The 17,850-nt window shown below is 65.1% G+C and carries 19 protein-coding genes; 16 read left to right on the top strand and 3 right to left on the bottom strand.

What is annotated here, in order from left to right:
• Window positions 1-130: 130 nt before the first annotated feature.
• From FYB76_RS21795 to FYB76_RS21765, 7 genes are all read left to right on the top strand, one after another.
• Entirely contained in the window at window positions 131-1,600 is a 1,470-nt protein-coding gene (locus FYB76_RS21795) for a benzaldehyde dehydrogenase (RefSeq protein ID WP_154135017.1), read from the top strand.
• 64 nt (window positions 1,601-1,664) lie between these two features.
• A complete protein-coding gene (locus FYB76_RS21790; RefSeq protein ID WP_154135016.1) occupies window positions 1,665-2,432 on the top strand; it encodes a coniferyl-alcohol dehydrogenase in 768 nt (255 codons plus the stop codon).
• A 100-nt stretch (window positions 2,433-2,532) separates the two neighbouring features.
• Window positions 2,533-3,495 carry a transporter gene (locus FYB76_RS21785; protein ID WP_154135015.1) on the top strand — a complete coding sequence of 321 codons (963 nt, stop codon included), beginning with the start codon at window positions 2,533-2,535 and terminating at the stop codon, window positions 3,493-3,495.
• A gap of 155 nt (window positions 3,496-3,650) precedes the next feature.
• Entirely contained in the window at window positions 3,651-3,932 is a 282-nt protein-coding gene (locus FYB76_RS21780) for a hypothetical protein (protein WP_195724695.1), read from the top strand.
• Window positions 3,933-3,948: 16 nt separating this feature from the next.
• Entirely contained in the window at window positions 3,949-4,152 is a 204-nt protein-coding gene (locus tag FYB76_RS21775) for a hypothetical protein (protein WP_088755536.1), read from the top strand.
• 263 nt (window positions 4,153-4,415) lie between these two features.
• Entirely contained in the window at window positions 4,416-4,676 is a 261-nt protein-coding gene (locus tag FYB76_RS21770; RefSeq protein WP_088755537.1) for a DUF4148 domain-containing protein, read from the top strand.
• A 115-nt stretch (window positions 4,677-4,791) separates the two neighbouring features.
• On the top strand, window positions 4,792-5,016 hold the full coding sequence (locus FYB76_RS21765; protein ID WP_154135013.1) for a hypothetical protein: 225 nt from the start codon (window positions 4,792-4,794) through the stop codon (window positions 5,014-5,016).
• Between the two features lie 96 nt (window positions 5,017-5,112).
• Here the strand turns inward: FYB76_RS21765 and FYB76_RS21760 are convergent, their stop codons facing one another.
• Window positions 5,113-5,775: an NUDIX domain-containing protein gene (locus FYB76_RS21760; RefSeq protein WP_154135012.1), complete on the bottom strand. Its 663-nt coding sequence runs from the start codon at window positions 5,773-5,775 to the stop codon at window positions 5,113-5,115.
• Between the two features lie 211 nt (window positions 5,776-5,986).
• On the opposite strand from FYB76_RS21760, the gene FYB76_RS21755 reads away from it, so the two are divergent.
• The 8 genes from FYB76_RS21755 (at window position 5,987) to FYB76_RS21720 (ending at window position 15,354) form a co-directional block, all read left to right on the top strand.
• Window positions 5,987-6,850 (top strand): cysteine hydrolase, encoded by an 864-nt coding sequence (locus FYB76_RS21755; RefSeq protein WP_154135011.1) that lies wholly within the window; start codon window positions 5,987-5,989, stop codon window positions 6,848-6,850.
• A gap of 26 nt (window positions 6,851-6,876) precedes the next feature.
• Window positions 6,877-8,079: a nicotinate phosphoribosyltransferase gene (gene pncB / locus FYB76_RS21750; RefSeq protein ID WP_154135010.1), complete on the top strand. Its 1,203-nt coding sequence runs from the start codon at window positions 6,877-6,879 to the stop codon at window positions 8,077-8,079.
• A 28-nt stretch (window positions 8,080-8,107) separates the two neighbouring features.
• Window positions 8,108-9,805 (top strand): NAD+ synthase, encoded by a 1,698-nt coding sequence (locus FYB76_RS21745; RefSeq protein ID WP_154135009.1) that lies wholly within the window; start codon window positions 8,108-8,110, stop codon window positions 9,803-9,805.
• Window positions 9,806-9,868: 63 nt separating this feature from the next.
• Window positions 9,869-10,918, top strand: coding sequence for a bifunctional nicotinamide-nucleotide adenylyltransferase/Nudix hydroxylase (locus FYB76_RS21740; RefSeq protein ID WP_154135008.1), 1,050 nt, complete (start codon window positions 9,869-9,871; stop codon window positions 10,916-10,918).
• Window positions 10,919-10,922: 4 nt separating this feature from the next.
• The gene (locus FYB76_RS21735) at window positions 10,923-12,110 is read left to right on the top strand and encodes a hypothetical protein (protein ID WP_229297060.1); all 1,188 of its coding nucleotides are present in this window, start codon (window positions 10,923-10,925) and stop codon (window positions 12,108-12,110) included.
• Window positions 12,107-13,261 carry a TRM11 family methyltransferase gene (locus FYB76_RS21730; protein WP_154135007.1) on the top strand — a complete coding sequence of 385 codons (1,155 nt, stop codon included), beginning with the start codon at window positions 12,107-12,109 and terminating at the stop codon, window positions 13,259-13,261. The genes FYB76_RS21735 and FYB76_RS21730 overlap by 4 nt, the downstream gene beginning before the upstream one ends.
• Window positions 13,262-13,461: 200 nt before the next feature.
• On the top strand, window positions 13,462-14,400 hold the full coding sequence (locus FYB76_RS21725) for a LysR family transcriptional regulator (RefSeq protein ID WP_088755545.1): 939 nt from the start codon (window positions 13,462-13,464) through the stop codon (window positions 14,398-14,400).
• 33 nt (window positions 14,401-14,433) lie between these two features.
• Window positions 14,434-15,354 (top strand): ornithine cyclodeaminase family protein, encoded by a 921-nt coding sequence (locus FYB76_RS21720; protein WP_088755546.1) that lies wholly within the window; start codon window positions 14,434-14,436, stop codon window positions 15,352-15,354.
• Between the two features lie 75 nt (window positions 15,355-15,429).
• Here FYB76_RS21720 and FYB76_RS21715 read toward each other — a convergent pair whose 3' ends face one another.
• On the bottom strand, window positions 15,430-16,329 hold the full coding sequence (locus FYB76_RS21715) for a DMT family transporter (RefSeq protein WP_145605494.1): 900 nt from the start codon (window positions 16,327-16,329) through the stop codon (window positions 15,430-15,432).
• A gap of 204 nt (window positions 16,330-16,533) precedes the next feature.
• Here FYB76_RS21715 and FYB76_RS21710 point away from each other — a divergent pair, with 204 nt between their 5' ends.
• On the top strand, window positions 16,534-17,157 hold the full coding sequence (locus tag FYB76_RS21710) for a glutathione S-transferase family protein (RefSeq protein ID WP_088755547.1): 624 nt from the start codon (window positions 16,534-16,536) through the stop codon (window positions 17,155-17,157).
• Window positions 17,158-17,542: 385 nt separating this feature from the next.
• On the opposite strand, the gene FYB76_RS26720 is transcribed toward FYB76_RS21710, so the two are convergent.
• Window positions 17,543-17,695 carry a hypothetical protein gene (locus tag FYB76_RS26720; RefSeq protein WP_167386300.1) on the bottom strand — a complete coding sequence of 51 codons (153 nt, stop codon included), beginning with the start codon at window positions 17,693-17,695 and terminating at the stop codon, window positions 17,543-17,545.
• Window positions 17,696-17,850 lie beyond the last annotated feature (155 nt).

Here is a 17,850-nt window from a genome sequence, read left to right as displayed (position 1 = left end):
CCCTGGCTTTCCCCGTGACGGATGGATGAGCTTGCTGCAAAGCCGCATGGGATGGCGCGCAGCGCGGTGGCACAGGCTTTGCAGAATGGCTGCTGATCCGGATTCACCGGCCATTACAAAGGAGACCCGCATGTCCGCCCCACCGACCCCCTTGCTCGATCCTGCCCGCTGGCAACGCCACCTGTTCCGTGGCCGCTGGGAAGAAACCGCACACGGCACCACCGTCATCGAACCCGCCACCAGCGCACCGCTGACCGATGTCGGCCTGGCCAGCGCGGATGACGTGGCCACCTCCGTCCAGGCTGCCGTGGCCGCGCAGGCCGAATGGCTGGCGGTGCCGCCGCGTGAGCGCGCCGACATCTTCCGGCGTGCGGCCAGCCTGTTCCAGCAGCACTTCGATGAACTGGCGCGCATGGTGGCGCGCGAGACCGGCGGCGTGCTCTTCAAGGGCGAACACGAGGTGCGCGAAGCCATCGCCCTGTGCCACCTCGCGGCCGGCATGCCGCTGCAGGCGCAGGGACAGTTGCTGCCCAGCGCGCCCGGGCGGCTGAGCATCGCCAAACGTGCGCCCCTGGGCGTGATCGGCGTGATCTCGCCCTTCAACTTTCCGCTGATCCTGACCTTGCGCACCGTCGCGCCTGCCCTGGCGGCGGGCAATGCGGTGGTGGTCAAACCGGATGTGCGTACGCCCGTTTCCGGCGGCTTCATGCTGGCGCGCGTCTTCGAGGAAGCGGGTTTGCCGGCCGGTTTGCTGCACGTCCTGCCCGGGGGCGCGGAGGCTGGCGAGGCGCTGGTGACGGCGCCGCAGGTGCCGATGATCGCCTTCACCGGTTCGCCCGCCGTGGGCCGCCGCATCGGCGAGCTGGCCGGACGGCATCTCAAGAAGGTCTCCCTGGAACTGGGCGGGGCCAATGCGCTGGTGATCCTCGACGATGCCGACCTTGATGTCGCCGCCAGCAATGCGGCCTGGGGTGCGTGGCTGCACCAGGGGCAGATCTGCATGGCGGCCAATCGCATCCTGGTCCACGCCTCGCAGGCAGCGGGTCTGCTGGAACGCCTGGTGGACAAGGCGCGTCACCTGCCCGTGGGCGATGGCGCCAGCGGCCAGGTGGCGCTGGGCCCGCTGATCGATGCGCGCCAGCTGCAGCGCGTGCACGGGCTGGTGCAGGACAGTGTGGCGGCCGGCGCACGCTTGCTGGCGGGAGGCTCCTATGAAGGGTTGTTCTATCAGCCGACGGTGCTGTCCGGCGTGCGGCCCGGCATGCGCGTATTTGATGAAGAAATCTTTGGTCCGGTGGCCAGCGTCATCACGGTGGATTCCGAGGAAGAAGCCATCACCCTGGCCAACCAGAACCAGGGCGGACTGGCCGCCGGCGTGATCTCCGCTTCGCTGGCCCGCGCCATGCGGGTGGCGGGGCGGCTGCGCCAGGGCATGGTCCATGTCAACGACCAGACCGTCAACGACGAGTGCGTGAACCCCTTCGGCGGCCCCGGCATCGCCGGCAACGGCACCAGCGTGGGTGGACCGGCCGACTGGGAAGAGTACACGCAATGGAAGTGGATCACGGTCAAGGAGCAGGCCACGCCGTATCCCTTCTGACGCCATCGCATGCGTGCCGCTGCAAAAAACCAAACGATATCAATCATTATTCAAGGAGACCAGCATGACACTGCAAGACAAGACCATCGTCGTCACCGGCGTTTCTTCCGGCATCGGTGCCGAGACCGCACGGCTGCTGCGGGTACAGGGTGCCCGCGTGATCGGGGTGGATCGCAATGCGCCCATCATCAGCGTGGAGGGCTTCGTGCAGGCCGATCTTTCCACCGCCGATGCCATCCATGACGCCGCCGCGCAGTTGCCCGAGAAGATCGATGGTCTCTGCAACGTAGCCGGTGTGCCCGGCACGGCCCCGGCTGACTTGGTTGCACGCGTGAACTATCTCGGCTTGCGCCATCTCACCGAGCTGCTGATTCGCCGCATGCCGCCGGGCAGCGCCATCGTCAATGTCGCCTCCATCCTGGGTGCGGAATGGCCCAAGCGGCTGGAGCAGCACAAGGCGCTGGCCCAGACCGCAGGTTTCGCGGCGGGCGCCGAGTGGCTGGCACGGAATCCGGTCGCGCAGGAGAGCTGCTACCAGTATTTCAAGGAAGCGCTCATCGTCTGGAGCATGGCCCAGGCCCAGCCCTGGTTCCTGAAGCACTCGATCCGCATGAACAGCGTCGCGCCCGGCCCGGTGCTCACGCCCATCCTGGGGGACTTCGTGACCATGCTCGGCCAGGAGCGCGTACAGAAGGATGCCCATCGCATGAAACGCCCGGCCTATCCCGACGAGATCGCTGCGGCCATCGTCTGGCTGTGCAGCGACGGCAGCCGCTGGATCAACGGCGTGAACCTGCCGGTCGATGGCGGACTGGCCTCGACGTATCTCTGAATCGCAAGCGCGGCAAGCGATCCACTCCACAACACAGCCGACAACAACCACCGGCAACAACCACCGGCAACAACAACCGAGAACAACACAAGGAGACAACATGAGAGAGCATCGACAGCCCGCCGGCCGGCGTGCGGCGCGGCTGGCCCTGTGCCTGCTGCCCGCGCTGGCCAGCGCCTACGACCAGCCTGCCGTCAACATGGGCGGTACCAGCTTCTTCGATGGCGCACCGCTGCCCGGCGGTCCCGGCTTTTATTTCGTCGAATACCTCACCTACACCAAGGCCACCAGGCTGGTGGACAACAACGGCAACCGGCTGGGCTTTCCTGCCACCCAGGACATCAGCGTGTTCGCTCCCATCAGCCAGTTCATCTACGTGCCACCGGGGGCCAAGTTCGGCAACAAGCAACTGGGCTTCCAGGTGCTGGTGCCGTGGGTGGCCCATGCCAAGGTCGACGATGGCGCCGGCAATGCCATCCTTCGCGGCAATACCGGCATTGGCGATATCAGCGCCGGCGTGTCTGTGCAGGTCGATCCCGTCATGGGGGCGCAAGGGCCGCTTTATGCGCAGCGGTTCGAACTCCAGTTCATCCTGCCGACCGGGGCCTATGACCGCAATGCCACCGTCAATCCGGGCAGCAATACCTGGTCCTTCGATCCCTATTGGGCCGGGACGCTCTGGGCCAGCCAGAACCTGAGCTTCAGCTGGCGCCTGCACTATCTCTGGAATGCCCGCAACAACTCGCCCAATGCAGCCTTCGGCAACAACGTCAGTTCCACGCAGGCGGGGCAAGCGGTGCATGCCAACTTCTCCGCCGAGTACGTCCTCAATCCCAAGCTGACCATTGGCGCAGCCGGCTACTGGCTGCAGCAGGTCACCGATACCAAGGTCAACGGCAGCGATGTGAGCGGGCGGCGCGAGCGCGTGGTCGGACTGGGGCCGGCGGCCATGGTGAGGTTGTCCGAGCGCGACCTGCTGTTCTTCAACGTCTATCAGGAATTTGCCGTGCGCAACCGTGCCGAGAACAGCAAGTTCCAGGTCCGCTACGACCATCACTTTTGAGCCGGTCGCATTCGGCCCTGCCGTCGCTTACGGCCCTGCCTGCTTTCCTACAGCAGGCAGAGCCGTTGTCCGCTTAACGGCTGCGGCTGGCGCAGGGATACTCCTTCTCCAAGATGGCACGTACGCGTGCCGCCACAAGAAGGGAGACCCGCATCATGCCAGCCGCCAATCTAGCCGGAACCGACCCCATCGCCGACGATGCGCTGCGTCTTCGTTCGCGCAAGACCCTTGCGGGCGGGCGCATGCCGCCGGTGGAGCGTCCGCCGCAGCAGCTAAAGCGCACTTTGCAACTATCTCCCCAGCCTTGCGCGGCGGACTGTCGTGCCGTCCGCGAGGCCGGCCACGCCAGGCCTGTGATGAAGCAGGCCGTGGTCAAGCAAGTCCAGCATGAGGAATACACCCGGCCCCTGCGCGTGAGCCAGCGCCAGTGGACCTGATCCCGAGGAGCCCACCATGACCCGCCCTGATCCGCAAGTCCGTCCTGCCGACAATGCCCTGGACGATCATCCCGATGCCCGCCACACCCCGCCCCGCGAGATCGTCCCCGATCCGCTGGCCGGTGCGCCTGCCAAGGGCCGCACGGTGCTCAAGCCTGGCGGCCTGTCCGAAGCTGAACAATTGCTGGAACAGCAAAAGCTGGACCGCCAGGGACGATGATCGCTGTCCTGCGGCCGTAGCCTATTGGCTTGATAGTCCCTGACGATTGTTCCAGAACCCGGAACACTCAATTCTTTCCAGCATGGTTTTTCTCTTTCGCGCTCTTCCGTAGACTTCAGTCCATCGATGAACGACATCGCAACGCAAGAAACGATGCGGTTCTAGAGAGTGGCATGAGCCGACCGACATCCCGGCCACATGCATCACTGAACTGTAAGCACAACCCTACTGAAGTCCACTTAACGCATTCAAGGAGAAACATCATGTCCGCAAAGACCATCATCGCCGCCGTCCTGGCCCTGTCCGCTTCGTCCGTCGCATTCGCTGAAGCCCAATACCCGGTCGACCAGCCTTTCGTTTCGCACACCACCCGCGCTGCAGTGAAGGCTGACCTGGCCCGCGCCCAGGCACAAGGCATCGCCAACCAACCTGACTCGGTGTTCCCGGCCGTCAGCAATGCACCCGCCAAGAGCGCCGTGCAAACCGCCGGCAGCGCCGCTGATTCGACCTACGCTGGTGCCTGATGCAGGGTGATCCGATGCGTGGGCCGGATTGATCGGCCACGCATCGCGGTTCGCTGCATCGTCACTGGTGTGAAGCAGAACCCCCGGCACGTAAAACAAGAAAGAGGAATTCATCATGCTGCATCAACTGTTCTCGCGTAGTCTCTCCGTGTATCCACGGATCTACCTGCAATTTGCCGCTCTGGTCGGTTTGCTCATTGCCGCCGAGTTCAGCTTGAGCACCCTGTCCATGATGTTGACCCAGCGCGCGGTCTATCGCGTCTCGCAGCGCGTGCGCCACCGCCGCGAATTGCAGCGTCGTGAACGCTGTGCCGATACCGGCGGCAATTGCTGTGCCTGAGCCTGGCTCAAGAATTTCGATATGAAGAAAAGCGGCGCACCCATCGGGGTGTGCCGTTTTCGTTTGCGCCGGTGCGGTTTCGAAGCGTCATTGGCCTCAAAGCCCGCGCTCCAGCAACTGCAACTGTTCACGGAAGGCCGGTTTCAGGCGATACAGCTGCGCCGGACGATGCGCCCCGCTCTCGAACTGTCCGTCGACCGGATCGAGCATGTCCATTTCCGTCATCTTGCGGCGAAAACTCACCTTGTTGATGCTTTCGCCCATCAGCATCTCATAGACCCGCTGCAACTGCGGCAAGGTGAAGACATCGCCCAGCAGATGGCAGGGCAGTGACGAATACTGGCTCTTGCTGCGCAGGCGCGAGACGGCGGTGCCGATGATGTCGCCATGGTCGAAGGGCAGCGGCGGCAGCCGGTCCACGCTGTGCAGGCGGACCTCGTCCCGCTCGGCCTGGGCGATGGTGGTGGCCGGCACCAGCGCGTAATACGCGATCGATATCGACCAGCCGCGCGGATCACGCGCCGCGCCGGAGAAAGTGGCCAGTTGTTCCAGGTAGGGCGCGGCGATGCCGGTCTTGTCCAGCAGTACGCGGCGCGCGGCATCGCGCGCATCGACGTCAGTGCGCGCATGGATATAGCCGCCCGGCAGCGCCGCTACCCCCTTGAAGGGCGCATGTTCGCGCTTGAGCAGTGCTACCTCCAGTCCCTCGGCTGTGAGCGTGAGCAATGCCACATCGACTGTACAGATCACCGGATCCATTTTTATCCTCGCCTTGTCCAAGTGCGAGAAGTCTAAAGGTACTTAGTGTCATTGTGAATCTATTTGTTGCAATTGACACCATAGGCCCGCTACGAAACCCATTTTAAGCGCACTTCCAGAAAATTTACGATCTCCAAGTTAGTTGCAAAAGTAAATTAAGTGGTCTACACTGGCCTTACCGTAACCCGACGCACTCCGAAAGGTGGACACCATGAAGCGCTCGCTGCATCTCCTCGTGATCGATCCGCAAAACGATTTCTGTGACCTGCCGGCGGACTGGCTGCCGGTGGATCCGGCTACCGGCGGGGTACTGCGGCCGGCGCTGCCGGTGGCGGGCAGCCATGCCGACCTGCAACGCGTGGCGCGTCTGATCGAACAGGGCGGTACGGGCCTCTCGGCCATCAGCATCACCCTCGATGCGCACCACAGGCTGGACATCGCCCACCCCACGTTCTGGCAGCAAGCCGATGGCGCGGCGGTCACGCCCTTCACCCAGATCGAGGCCGCGCAGGTGCGTGCCGGTACTTTCCTGCCACGCGATCCGCAAGCGCTGCCGCGCGCACTGGCCTATCTCGATGCCCTGGAAACCGCCGGGCGCTACCGCCTCATGGTCTGGCCGGTGCACTGCGAGATCGGCAGCTGGGGCGGTGCGGTCCACGCCGGTGTACGCGCCGCCTACAACGGCTGGGAAGAGCGTACGCTGGGCGTGGTCACCAAGCTGGGCAAGGGCAGCAATCCGTGGACCGAGCACTATTCGGCAGTGATGGCCGAAGTACCGGATGAGGACGATCCCGCCACCCAGCTCAACCGTGGCTTCATCGCTACCCTGGCGCAGGCCGATACCGTCTACATCACCGGCGAAGCGGGCAGCCACTGCGTGCGCGCCACCACCGAACACATCGCTGCCAACCTCGATGCCGCCGGCCGTGCCCGGCTGGTGCTGGTGACCGATTGCATGAGTCCGGTGGCCGGCTTCGAGGCGCAGTACCAGGATTTCCTGGTCGCCATGTCGCAGGCCGGCGTGCGCCTGGCCACTTCGGAGCAGGTGCTGCAAGAGCTGCAAGCCAACGCCTGACCCATCTACGGAAAGGACTGCCCATCATGGCACCCGTCGTTCGCAGTCTGCTGGAAACCGATCTCTACAAGTTCACCATGTGGCAGGCGCTGCTGCACGGCCATCCCGGTGCCCAGGCCGAATACACCTTCGTATGCCGCAACCAGCCGCAATTCCCGCTGGCCGAACTGAAAGACGAGGTGGAACGCGAACTGGATCACCTGTGCAGCCTGCGCTTTGGCAACGATGAGCTGGCCTACCTGGCCCAGCTGCGCTACATGAAGAGCGACTTCATCGATTTCCTCGCGCTGTTCCGTTTCCAGCGCAAGTTCATCGAGGTCAGCACCGAGGGCGAGCGCCTGAGCATCGTCGCGCGCGGTCCGCAGGTGCATGTGATGGGCTTCGAGATCTACGTGCTCTACATCGTCAACGAGCTGTATTTCCGCCGCATCGGCACAGCAGCGGCGGTGGAAGAGGCGCGCCGCCGCCTGCAGGACAAGATCGCACTGCTGCACGCCTTCGCCACCGAAGTGCCGCGCCGCCATCCCTTCGAATTCTTCGACTTCGGCGTACGCCGCCGCTACAGCGGTGCTTGGCAGGAGGAAGTGGTGGCCACGCTGGCGCGCGAGGTCCCGCAGTATTTCAAGGGCAGCTCCAACGTCTGGCTGGCCAAGAAGTACCAGCTGGTACCCATCGGCACCATGGCCCACGAATACCTGCAGTCCTATCAGTCCTTCGGCGTGCGCCTGCGCGATTTCCAGAAGGCCGCGCTGGAAGACTGGGTACAGGAATACCGGGGCGACTTGGGCGTGGCCCTGACCGACGTGGTCGGCATGGATGCCTTCCTGGCCGACTTCGACCTGTATTTCGCCAAGCTCTTCGATGGCCTGCGGCACGATTCGGGCGATCCCTTCGAATGGGGCGAGAAGGCGCTGGCGCACTATCGCAAGCTGCGCCTGGATGCCAATACCAAGCGCCTGGTGTTCTCCGATGGACTGGACCTGCCGCAGGCGCTGCGTCTGTATCGTCATTTTTCCGACCGTGCCATGACCGGTTTCGGCATCGGCACCAACCTCAGCAACGACACCGGCATCGCGCCGCTGAACATCGTCATGAAGCTGTCGTCCTGCAATGGCCAGGCCGTGGCCAAGCTGTCCGATTCGCCGGGCAAGACTTTGTGCAAGGATGAAACTTTCCTGGCCTACCTGCGCCAGCTGTTCGGCATCGCCGCGCCGGCCACCCCTGCCTGAGCCACTGCGGCGGCAGAAAGGATGCATCATGCTTCGCATCGCCATCGCCCAATGCAACCCCACCATCGGTGACTTCACCGGCAACCTGGCACTGCACCTCGATGGCCTGCAGCGCGCCGCCGGGGCCGGTGCCGACCTGGTGGTCTTTCCCGAACTCTCCCTCTGCGGGTATTACCCCGGCGATTTGCTGGAAGAAGCGCGCTTCCTGGCGCAGGCCGAAGAGAGCTTGCAATCGGTCATCGACGCCACCCGCAGCCTGCCCGGGCTGACGGCCGTCATCGGCGCGCCGCGCCGCAATCCCGGTCCGGGCAAGCCGCTCTTCAATGCCTTGCTGGCGGTGCGCGAAGGCCGCATCGTGGCCGAATATCACAAGCAATTGCTGCCGGTGTATGGCGTCTTCGATGATGGCCGCCATTTCGAGGCCGGTCCCGAGACCGCCTGCGTGTTGCCCATCAAGGGCATGCGGGTCGGCTTCCTGATCTGCGAGGACGGCTGGAACGATGACCTGCGCAGCTACCGCGTCAATCCCTTCGAGAAGCTGGCGCAGGCCGATGCGCAACTGGTGGTCTCCATCAATGCCAGCCCGTCGGATGTGGGCAAGCGCAGCCAGCGCCACGCCCTGTTCCAGGCCGCCTGCCTGCGCCGCCAGATGGCGCTGCTCTACGTCAACCAGGTGGGCGGGCAGGACCAGCTGGTCTATGACGGCGGCTCCTTCGCCATGTCGCCGCTGCAGGGACTGGCCTTCGAGGCGGCGCGCCTGGCCGAAGATTTCCAGGTCATCGCCTTCGAGAGCGGACGCTTCCTGCGCAGCGACGGTGTGGGCGAACCGGTCCGGGAAGACCAGACCCTGGCCACGCCCGAATTCCAGCGCCGCCAGATCCTTCTGGGCCTGCGCGACTATGCGCGCCGCTGCGGCTTCGGCAAGGTGGTGGTCGGTTCTTCCGGGGGCATCGATTCGGCGCTCACCATCGCGCTGGCCGTGGAGGCACTGGGTCCGCAGAACGTGGTGGCGGTGACCATGCCCTCGATGTTCTCCAGCACCGGTTCGGTCGATGATTCCGAAACGCTGTGCCAGGCCTTGGGCGTGACGCTGTTCCGCCACCCCATTTCCGACCTGGTGCGCGAGTTCGAGGACGGTTTTGCCAAGGCCTTCGGCGCTCCCCTGCGCGGCCTGCCGCTGGAGAACCTGCAGGCCCGCGTGCGCGGCGCCATCCTCATGGAGTATTCCAACGGCTATGACGCGCTCCTGCTGACCACCGGCAACAAGAGCGAAATTTCCGTGGGCTACTGCACCCTGTATGGCGACACCAACGGCGGCCTGGGCCTGATCGGCGATCTCTACAAAACCGAGGTCTATGCCCTGGCGCGCCACCTCAATGCGCAGGCCGGCCGCGAGATCATTCCCGCGGCCATCATCGACAAGGCCCCCTCGGCTGAACTGGCGCCCGACCAGCGCGATACCGACAGCCTGCCGCCTTACGAGGTGCTCGACGAGATCCTCAAATGGCACATCGAAGGCAGCCGCCTTCCCGCCGACGAAGCCCGGGCGGCCAGCCGTGCAGTCGAACAGCTCAGCGGAACCGAAACCGGGGCCGCACTGGTCGAACGCATCTGCCGCATGGTGGCGCGCAACGAGTACAAGCGCCGCCAGTCGCCGCCGGTGATCCGGGTACGCGCCCGCGCCTTCGGCAGCGGACGGCAGATTCCGATCGCGGTGCGCTATTGAGGCGCTGGCCGTCATCAAGGTGACTGGCCGTTCGACCCTGTTGATAAAAATAAAGGAAAGCGCATGCCCGTCCTGACTCCGCAATACGATGCCGCCGTGGTGATCGGCCGCTTCCAGCCCGTGCACAACGGCCACCTGCACCTGCTGCATCACGCGCTGGAGCGCGCGGCCACGGTGATCGTGGTGCTGGGGTCGGCCTTCCACGCCCGCAACACCAAGAACCCCTTCACCCGGGAAGAGCGCGCTGCCATGATCGCCGGCGCCATGCCGCCCGGCCAGCGCGAACGCCTGCGCTTCGTAGCCACCCGCGATTACTACGACGATCGCCGCTGGTCCGCCGAAGTGCGCCGCCTGGTCGCCGCCGAGACCGATCCCCAGGCAAGGGTGCTGCTGGTCGGCCACTTCAAGGATGCCTCCAGCTACTACCTGCGCCACTTCCCGCAATGGCAGCTGGAAACCCTGCCGCGCGCCGGCGACATCGATGCCACCGACATCCGCAACGTCTGGTTCGAGGCCGAGGACCTGGAAGTGAGCCTGGACGTCCTGGACACGATGGTGCCGCCCAGCGTACGCCACTACCTGCGCGCCTGGTCATTGCTGCCGCATTACGCCGCGCTGGTGGAAGAACATCGCCAGTTGCGCAAGTATCAAGCGGCCTGGGCGGCGGCACCTTATCCGCCCGTCTTCACGACAGTCGATGCCGTCATCCGTGCCGCCGACCACGTGCTGCTGGTACAGCGCAAGGGCTTTCCGGGACGCGGCCTGTGGGCCATCCCCGGCGGCTTCCTGGACCAGCGCGAGCGCCTGATGCAGGCCGCCCTGCGCGAACTGGCCGAGGAAACCAACCTGGCCGTGCTGGACGTGACGCTGGAAGAGGCCCTGGTGGACGTCAAGATCTTCGATCACCCCGACCGCAGCGCACGCGGCCGCACCATCACCCACGCCTACTACTTCGACCTGCGGCTGGAACACCTGCCCGAGGTTGAGGCCGCCGATGATGCAGCCCAGGCGGTGTGGACACCCATCGCGAACCTGGCGGCGATGGAAGCGAGCTTCTTCGACGATCACTTCCATATCCTCGATACCTTCCTCAACCTCACCGGCAGCCAGTGAGACCATGGCCATCCCCGACACCGTCGACAGCACCGAGGCCATCGCGCCGCATGGGCCAGCGCTGCCGGACCTGATGCCCGCCGCCCTGCAGCAGCTGCTGGAAAGCCGCCTGCCACGGGTGATCCGGCGCGAACCCGGCCAGGACGATGCGACGCGCTGGCGCCGCTGGGAGATCGGCGGGCGCACCGTGCAGATCGCCCAGCCGGTGACCTTCACGCCCTATGCCTCGGCGCGGCCTTGCTCGGCACGCTGCCGCTTCTGTTCGGAAACGCTGGACGATGGCGGCCCCCACGCCGCCGCACTGCGCCCCGGTCCGCAGTACGGCGCGCAGCTTCGGCAGGCGCTTGCCGCGCTGCGCGGGCTGCCGCTGTCGTGGTCGCTCTCAGGACTGGAGACCACCGATGACGCCGGCTGGATGCTGTCCATGCTCGATGCCCTGCAGGAGCACGCGCGCCAGTCGCCGGTGCAGGGCAGCGTGCTCTACACCAATGGCGCCGGCCTGGCCTCGCCGCAGGGCGCGGAGTTGATCACGCGCCTGCAGGCTTTTGATCTGGGCTGGGTGGAACTGTCGCGCCATCATCATGAGGCCGGCGCCAACCAGGCCATCATGCGCTTTCGCAGCGGACAGACGGTTGCCACGCAGATCGGCATCGACGCCACGCTCACGCAACTGGTGCCGCAGTTGCCGGTGAAGCTGGTGTGCATCGTGCAGCAGGGCGGCATCGATGGCGTCCTGGCGCTGAAAGCTTATCTGCGCTGGGCCCGGCAGCACGGTGTGAAGGCGGTGATCCTGCGCGAGTTCTCGCAACTCGGACCGCAGTACCGCAACAACGTCACGGCCCGCTACATCGGCGGCGCGCGCATCGATGTCGCGGCCTTGCTGGCAGCCTGCCTGGCCGATCCGGAATGGAGCGCGGAAGCGCAACTGGCACACGCCACCTCCGGCTACTATTTCTGGAACGTGGTGCTGCACTGGCGCGGCATGCAACTCACCTTCGAAGCCTCGGATTACGTGCGCATGCATGCGCGCCATGCCAGCGGACGGATCTACAAGCTGGTGTTCCATGCCAATGGCCGCCTGTGCGGCGGCTGGAATGCCGAACAGCACGTGCTGCTGGAAACCGCCGGCGCCGCGCCCATGCGCAGCCGCGCGGTGCAGCCGCTGCGCCCGCTGCTGCGGAGTCCGTCATGAACGACAACAGCTGGCTGCACCTCAGCAAGCAAGACCCGGCCTGGACCCTGCCGCAGGCGCTGGCCGATACCGACCGCTTCGGCGCGCGCGATTGCGGCTGGGTGGAGCAGATGCAGCCGTTCATTGCGCACCTGTGCCCGCCGGGTGGCACGGTGCTCGATCCCTTCTGCGGATTCGGCAGCACGCTGGTCGCCGCGCACAGCGTGGGCCGCGCGGGCATCGGCATCGAGATAGATGGCCAGCGGGTGGCATTGACGCGCCAGCGGCTGCAGCGTCTGGCTGCAGGGGGCCCGCCACAGCAAGTGCTGCAAGGCGATGCCACGGCGCTTGCGCATTCAATGCCGCCGGTCGACCTGGTGTTGAGCAACGTACCTTACTTCGGCTGCCGGTGGCCGGACACAGCCGATGCCGCCCAAGATGGCCAGCTCTACGCCAGCCAGACCTACGCCGCATTCCTCGGCATGCTGGAGCGTCTGCTACGCGCGTTGCGCGATTGCCTGCGACCCGGCGGCTGGCTGGTGCTGTGCGCCGAGAACCTGCGTGTGGGCGAGCAGTTCGTGCCGCTGGCCTGGGACCTGGCGCGGCTGATGGCGGACCGCTTCCGATTCATCGAAGAGCGCATCCTGCTCTATGACCGCGCCAGCCTGCCCGAGAGCCCGGGCCAACTGCACAGCAACCGTTCGCATGAATATGCGCTGATCGCGCGCCATCTTCCGCACGCCATCGATACGGACCAGACCCTCGCCGTGCTGCAAGCGCTGCAGGCGGCGCATCCGGGGTTTGTCCTTTACGGCAGCTTTGCGCGGTGGCTGCAGGATCTGCCGTTGTCGCAGGCGCCTGCCGATGCGGATCTGTTGTTGCCCGACAACCCGTCACTGCTCGCTGCCCTGTGCCACTGGCTGGAACAGCAGGGCTTCGCGCTCACCTGCTGGGGCGCGCCGTTCTCGGCTGCCATGACCGGCCCTGCGGCGGCCGTGCTCCCGCAGCGCCACTACCTGCGCGCCGTGCGGCTTGACCGTACGGGCCGGCAGGTGCGACTGGACCTGTGCCTGCGCGATGCCCGGTACGACGCGGCAGACATTCTCGGACAAGCCGTTTTCCGTCACGGCTTGCCGCTGATGCCGCCGGCGCTGTTGCAGGCCACCGTCTGAGCTGCCACTGCGTCTCATCGTTTATTCATCGACTGTTCACCCGCTTTTCCTGCGCCCCATGCCAAAATGGCATGGGGCGCTGCCCATGCCATTTCGGTATAGTGGCTGGCGTTCCAAGGGAAGGTCGCGGCCAGGTACAACGTGGCAGGCGCCAAAGACAAGCCGCCGGACCAGCGCGGCACGCCAACGGGGTAGGGAAGATGGAAATCAAATGGGTGGAGGACTTCCTCTCGGTCGTCGATACGCTGAACTTCAGCCGCTCGGCCAAACTGCGCAATGTGACGCAACCGGCCTTCGGTCGCCGCATTCGCTCGCTGGAAACCTGGCTGGGTGCCGAACTGTTCGATCGTTCGTCCTATCCCTGCACGCTCACGCCGGCCGGTGAATCCTTCGTCCCCATCGCCAAGGAGATGCTCAACCAGTCCATGCAGGCCAGGCTGGTGCTGCGCGGCCAGCTGGCCGGGGCGCAATCCTCGGTACGCTTTGCGATGCCGCACACGCTCTTGCTGACGGTGTTCCCCAAGCTGCTGTCGGAAATCGAAAAGACCATCGGCGCCATCGCCACCACCGTCATGGCCGGCAACGTGCACGATGCCGTCATGGCCCTGGTGGAACGCAACTGCGACCTGCTGCTGTGCTATGACCATCGCCAGCAGGGCATCGCCCTCGATACCGAACGCTATGCCGTGCTCTCGCTGGGCAAGGAGCCGCTGCGTCCCTACGTCAAGACGCTGCCTGGCGGCCAGCCCAAGTACGTGTTGCCGGGCACGCCCAACGATCCGCAACCTTTCCTCAGTTATTCCCCGTATTCCTCGCTCTCGCGCATCGTCGAGAAGGCCCTGCATTCCAGCCCGCGCCGCGTGCACCTGTTCCGCCGCTTCGAGACCGACCTGGCCGAAGGCTTGAAGAGCATGGCCGTCGAAGGCCACGGCATCGCCTGGCTGCCGGCCAGCGCGGTCTCGCGCGAGATCGCCGAAGGCAAGCTGACCCTGGCCATCGCCCCAAACGACAGCGAAGCGCTGGAGCAGGGGCTGTGGTGCGACGAGATGGATATCCGCGTCTATCGCCGCCTCGATGGCGCCAATCCGGACATAGACCGGATTTGGAACTATCTCAAGGCCGAGCACGGCACGCCGTAATTTCTCCTGCATTTTTTGAAGCCAAGGTCCCGCATGAAATTTCTTACCAACCAGCAGGTCAGCGAACTGCTGACCACCGAAGACGCCATCGCCTCCATGCGCGAGGCATTTGCCCACGCCGCCGAGGGTGCACACCAGGGGCGCGTGCGCACCAGTGCTGCCAATGGCGTGATGCTGTCGATGATGGGGGCAGTCATTCCCTCGGCCGGTATTGCCGGGGCCAAGGTCTACACCACCATCAAGGGCCAGTTCAAGTTCGTCATCCAGCTGTTCTCCAGCGAGACGGGCGCTCCGCTGTGCACCCTCGAAGGCGATGCCATGACCGGCCTGCGCACCGCCGCTGCCACGGCCGTGGCCTGCGACGCGCTGGCCCGCAAGGACGCCGCCACCCTGGCCGTGGTCGGCACCGGCGTGCAGGCGCGTTCGCACATTCCGGCGCTGCTGCAGGTGCGGCCGTTCAAGGAAGTATTGATCGCCGGCTTGTCGGGCCGCGAAGCCCTGGCCGAGGAGGTCACGCGCACCCTGGGCGTTCCGGCGCGCGTGGTGAGTATCGATGAAGCCGCTGCCGCAGCGGACGTGCTGGTGACCGTGACTCGGTCAGCCACGCCGCTGTTCGATGGCAAGCTGCTGCGTCCGGGGGCGTTCGTCGCCGCCGTCGGTGCCTCCAAGGCCAACGTGCGCGAGCTGGACGATACCGCCATCGGCCGTGCCGCCGCGCTGTTCGTGGAATGGAAGCCGCAGGCGCAGCAGGAGGCCGGCGACCTGGTGCAGTGCGCGCCGGGCGTGTTCGAGTGGGACAAGGTGATGGAACTGGCGCAGGCTGTCGATGGCAGCATGCCTTATCAGCGCCAGGACGAGGACATCGTCATCTACAAGGCCATCGGCATCGGGCTGGAAGATGTGGCGCTGGCAGGGCTGGCGTATCGCAAGGCGTGCGTGCAGTACGGCTGGTAAGCCGAACCTGGATGGCATGAAAAAAATGCGCTGCGGATTTCCCCGCAGCGCATTTTTGTTTGGGTCAGCCTCGAATCAGGCCGCCACTTTCTTGTCCTTGGCGGCCGCTGCCGGTTTGGCCCGCAAGGCGGTGGCGGTGGCGATGAGCACGACGGCGATGCCGGTCACGGTGCCCACGGTCACCGGTTCATCCAGCAGCAGCCAGCCCCACAGCGAAGCGGTCATGGGCACCAGGAAGGTCACGGTGATGGCCTTGGTCGCCCCTTCAGCGGCAATCAGTTGGAAGAACAGTGCGTAAGCGATACCGGTACAGACCACGCCCAGCACCAGTACAGATAACAGCGCAGGCAGGGTGCCGGCCTGCAGCGCATGCGGCATCGACGGCGCAGCCAGCGGCAGCAGGCACAGGGCCGCGGCGAACTGGCTGCCGGTGGCCATGGCGATGGGCGGGATGCCGCCGGCGCGCATGCGCGTGAAGGTGGCCGCAAAACCATAGCTGACCGCCGCACCCATGGCCGCCAGCACTCCGGCGATCACCAGCGCATCGACTGGTGCCGGGCCGATGCCGACCAGCACCGCCACGCCGACCAGGCCCAGCACGAAGGCTCCGGTACGCACCAGGCTCAGTCGTTCACCCAGGAGCAGGAAACCGAACATGGCCGTGAAGATCGGCGCCAGCGAGTTCATGGTGGCCATGTAGGCCGAGGGAATGTGCAGCGCGGACCAGGCAAACAGCGCGAAGGGCAGGGCGGTATTGAAGATGCCGATCACCAGGTAGGGCAGCCAGTTGCGGCGCCACTGCAGCGGTACCCCGCGCACGCGGGCAAAGGCCAGCAGCGACAGCGTGGCCAGCGAGGCACGGCCGAAGGTGGTCAGCATGGGACCGAAGACCGGTGCGGCAATGCGCATGAGCATGAAGCTGGTGCCCCAGATGGCAGCGAGCAGCAACAGCTTGGCAATGTTGGAGGAAGACATGGGCGAGGGCGGCAGGAATGGCCAGTGGGAGGACGATTGTACGGCCACTTCCGCGAGCCGTCCCGGTACAGTTGGCAGCTTTGTACCGGGCCACTTGACTGCAGCGCAACAGTCACCGGGGAGAATGAGGAAGAACTGTGCATGGCACCGTACCGGGCCACCTGCTAGGCTTGCCACCCTGACACTTACTGTACAGGAGCCCGCATGCTGACGATCTACGGCCGCGACAATTCCATCAACGTACGCAAGGTCCTGTGGGCCTGCACCGAGCTGGGCATTGCCTTCGAGCGGCAGGACTGGGGCATCGGTTTCAAACCGACCAGCGAGCCTTCCTTCGTTGCCATGAATCCCAATGCGATGGTGCCGGTGATCGATGATGAGGGCTTCGTCCTGTGGGAGTCCAACAGCATCCTGCGCTATCTCGCCGCGCAGTACGGCGGCACCGCGCTGTATCCGCAGGAACCCCGCCTGCGCGCGCGCATCGACCAGTGGATGGACTGGCAGGCCAGCGACCTCAACCGCAGCTGGAGCTATGCCTTCATGGCGCTGGTGCGCAAGTCGCCCGAGCATGGCGATGCGCAGCAACTGGCGGCTTCCATCGCCGGCTGGACACGCTTCATGCAGGTGCTGGAGCAGCAGTTGCAGCACAGTGGCGGTTTCGTGGCGGGGCCTGCATTCACGCTGGCCGATATTCCGGTCGGGTTGTCGGTCAATCGCTGGTTCGGCACGCCCTTGGAGCATGCGCCCTTGCCGGCCGTGGCAGCGTATTGCGAGCGCCTCAGCGAGCGGCCCGGCTTCCGTGCCTACGGCCGCAACGGCATGGCCTGATGGCGGCGGGCGCGGTACACTGCGGCCTTGCGCACGCGCGCCCATTTCCGTCCTGCAGGTTCACCATGGCCACCCGAAAGAAAAAACTGCTCTTCCTTGCCGCTTTCCTTGGCTGTCTGCTGCTGGCCAGCGTTCCCTTGTGGGCTTTGCTGTTTTACTGATTTTTTTGGTCACTTGCGCCTGGCTCGAAATCGTATCAGGCGTTACAAAAAAGTGTTGATGGTTCGCTCTTCCTGGAAGTCCGGTACGCCTTGCCCCGACAGGTAGCACGCAGCTCACGCAAAAAAAATCCCCCGGGTCCAATGACCAGGGGGCCAACATCATTTCATCGCGATTCAGGCAGACACACACCAGGCGGCACCGGAGACGGTGCCGTCCCGCTCGCTCAATACGGCAGCCGATGAGGCGGCAGGCTGGCACGGCCGGCCAGCGGATGATGCCGCCAGCGCGCTTCGGCCAACAGGTAGATGCCCGTTGCCGACAACGCAACGGTCACCAGCGTAGAGAGAACGGCAGTCAGCAGGAAGGTGGTGAACATGATGATCTCCTCAAGACGACTTCATCTTAGGAGAAAGCACCTTGCCTGGCTCTAGTGATTTTCCCTAGAAAACAAACAAGCCGCTCAGGGAATCCCCGAGCGGCTTGCAGGCTGGCAATGCTGTCATCCTGCCAAGCAGCAAGTCGCAGCAAGTC

Source organism: Herbaspirillum sp. CAH-3 (assembly GCF_009668275.1).
In the GTDB taxonomy this organism is placed as follows: Bacteria; Pseudomonadota; Gammaproteobacteria; order Burkholderiales; family Burkholderiaceae_D; genus Herbaspirillum; species Herbaspirillum aquaticum.
The sequence above is the reverse complement of the archived record's forward strand: the minus strand, read 5'-3'. Positions and strand labels throughout refer to the sequence as shown.

Bases quoted from the DNA above. Each gene is read 5' to 3' on its own strand.
- FYB76_RS21795 (WP_154135017.1), top strand. From the start codon at position 131: ATGTCCGCCCCACCGACCCCCTTGCTCGATCCTGCCCGCTGGCAACGC.
- FYB76_RS21790 (WP_154135016.1), top strand. From the start codon at position 1,665: ATGACACTGCAAGACAAGACCATCGTCGTCACCGGCGTTTCTTCCGGC.
- FYB76_RS21785 (WP_154135015.1), top strand. From the start codon at position 2,533: ATGAGAGAGCATCGACAGCCCGCCGGCCGGCGTGCGGCGCGGCTGGCC.
- FYB76_RS21780 (WP_195724695.1), top strand. From the start codon at position 3,651: ATGCCAGCCGCCAATCTAGCCGGAACCGACCCCATCGCCGACGATGCG.
- FYB76_RS21775 (WP_088755536.1), top strand. From the start codon at position 3,949: ATGACCCGCCCTGATCCGCAAGTCCGTCCTGCCGACAATGCCCTGGAC.
- FYB76_RS21770 (WP_088755537.1), top strand. From the start codon at position 4,416: ATGTCCGCAAAGACCATCATCGCCGCCGTCCTGGCCCTGTCCGCTTCG.
- FYB76_RS21765 (WP_154135013.1), top strand. From the start codon at position 4,792: ATGCTGCATCAACTGTTCTCGCGTAGTCTCTCCGTGTATCCACGGATC.
- FYB76_RS21760 (WP_154135012.1), bottom strand. From the start codon at position 5,775: ATGGATCCGGTGATCTGTACAGTCGATGTGGCATTGCTCACGCTCACA.
- FYB76_RS21755 (WP_154135011.1), top strand. From the start codon at position 5,987: ATGAAGCGCTCGCTGCATCTCCTCGTGATCGATCCGCAAAACGATTTC.
- pncB (WP_154135010.1), top strand. From the start codon at position 6,877: ATGGCACCCGTCGTTCGCAGTCTGCTGGAAACCGATCTCTACAAGTTC.
- FYB76_RS21745 (WP_154135009.1), top strand. From the start codon at position 8,108: ATGCTTCGCATCGCCATCGCCCAATGCAACCCCACCATCGGTGACTTC.
- FYB76_RS21740 (WP_154135008.1), top strand. From the start codon at position 9,869: ATGCCCGTCCTGACTCCGCAATACGATGCCGCCGTGGTGATCGGCCGC.
- FYB76_RS21735 (WP_229297060.1), top strand. From the start codon at position 10,923: ATGGCCATCCCCGACACCGTCGACAGCACCGAGGCCATCGCGCCGCAT.
- FYB76_RS21730 (WP_154135007.1), top strand. From the start codon at position 12,107: ATGAACGACAACAGCTGGCTGCACCTCAGCAAGCAAGACCCGGCCTGG.
- FYB76_RS21725 (WP_088755545.1), top strand. From the start codon at position 13,462: ATGGAAATCAAATGGGTGGAGGACTTCCTCTCGGTCGTCGATACGCTG.
- FYB76_RS21720 (WP_088755546.1), top strand. From the start codon at position 14,434: ATGAAATTTCTTACCAACCAGCAGGTCAGCGAACTGCTGACCACCGAA.
- FYB76_RS21715 (WP_145605494.1), bottom strand. From the start codon at position 16,329: ATGTCTTCCTCCAACATTGCCAAGCTGTTGCTGCTCGCTGCCATCTGG.
- FYB76_RS21710 (WP_088755547.1), top strand. From the start codon at position 16,534: ATGCTGACGATCTACGGCCGCGACAATTCCATCAACGTACGCAAGGTC.
- FYB76_RS26720 (WP_167386300.1), bottom strand. From the start codon at position 17,695: ATGTTCACCACCTTCCTGCTGACTGCCGTTCTCTCTACGCTGGTGACC.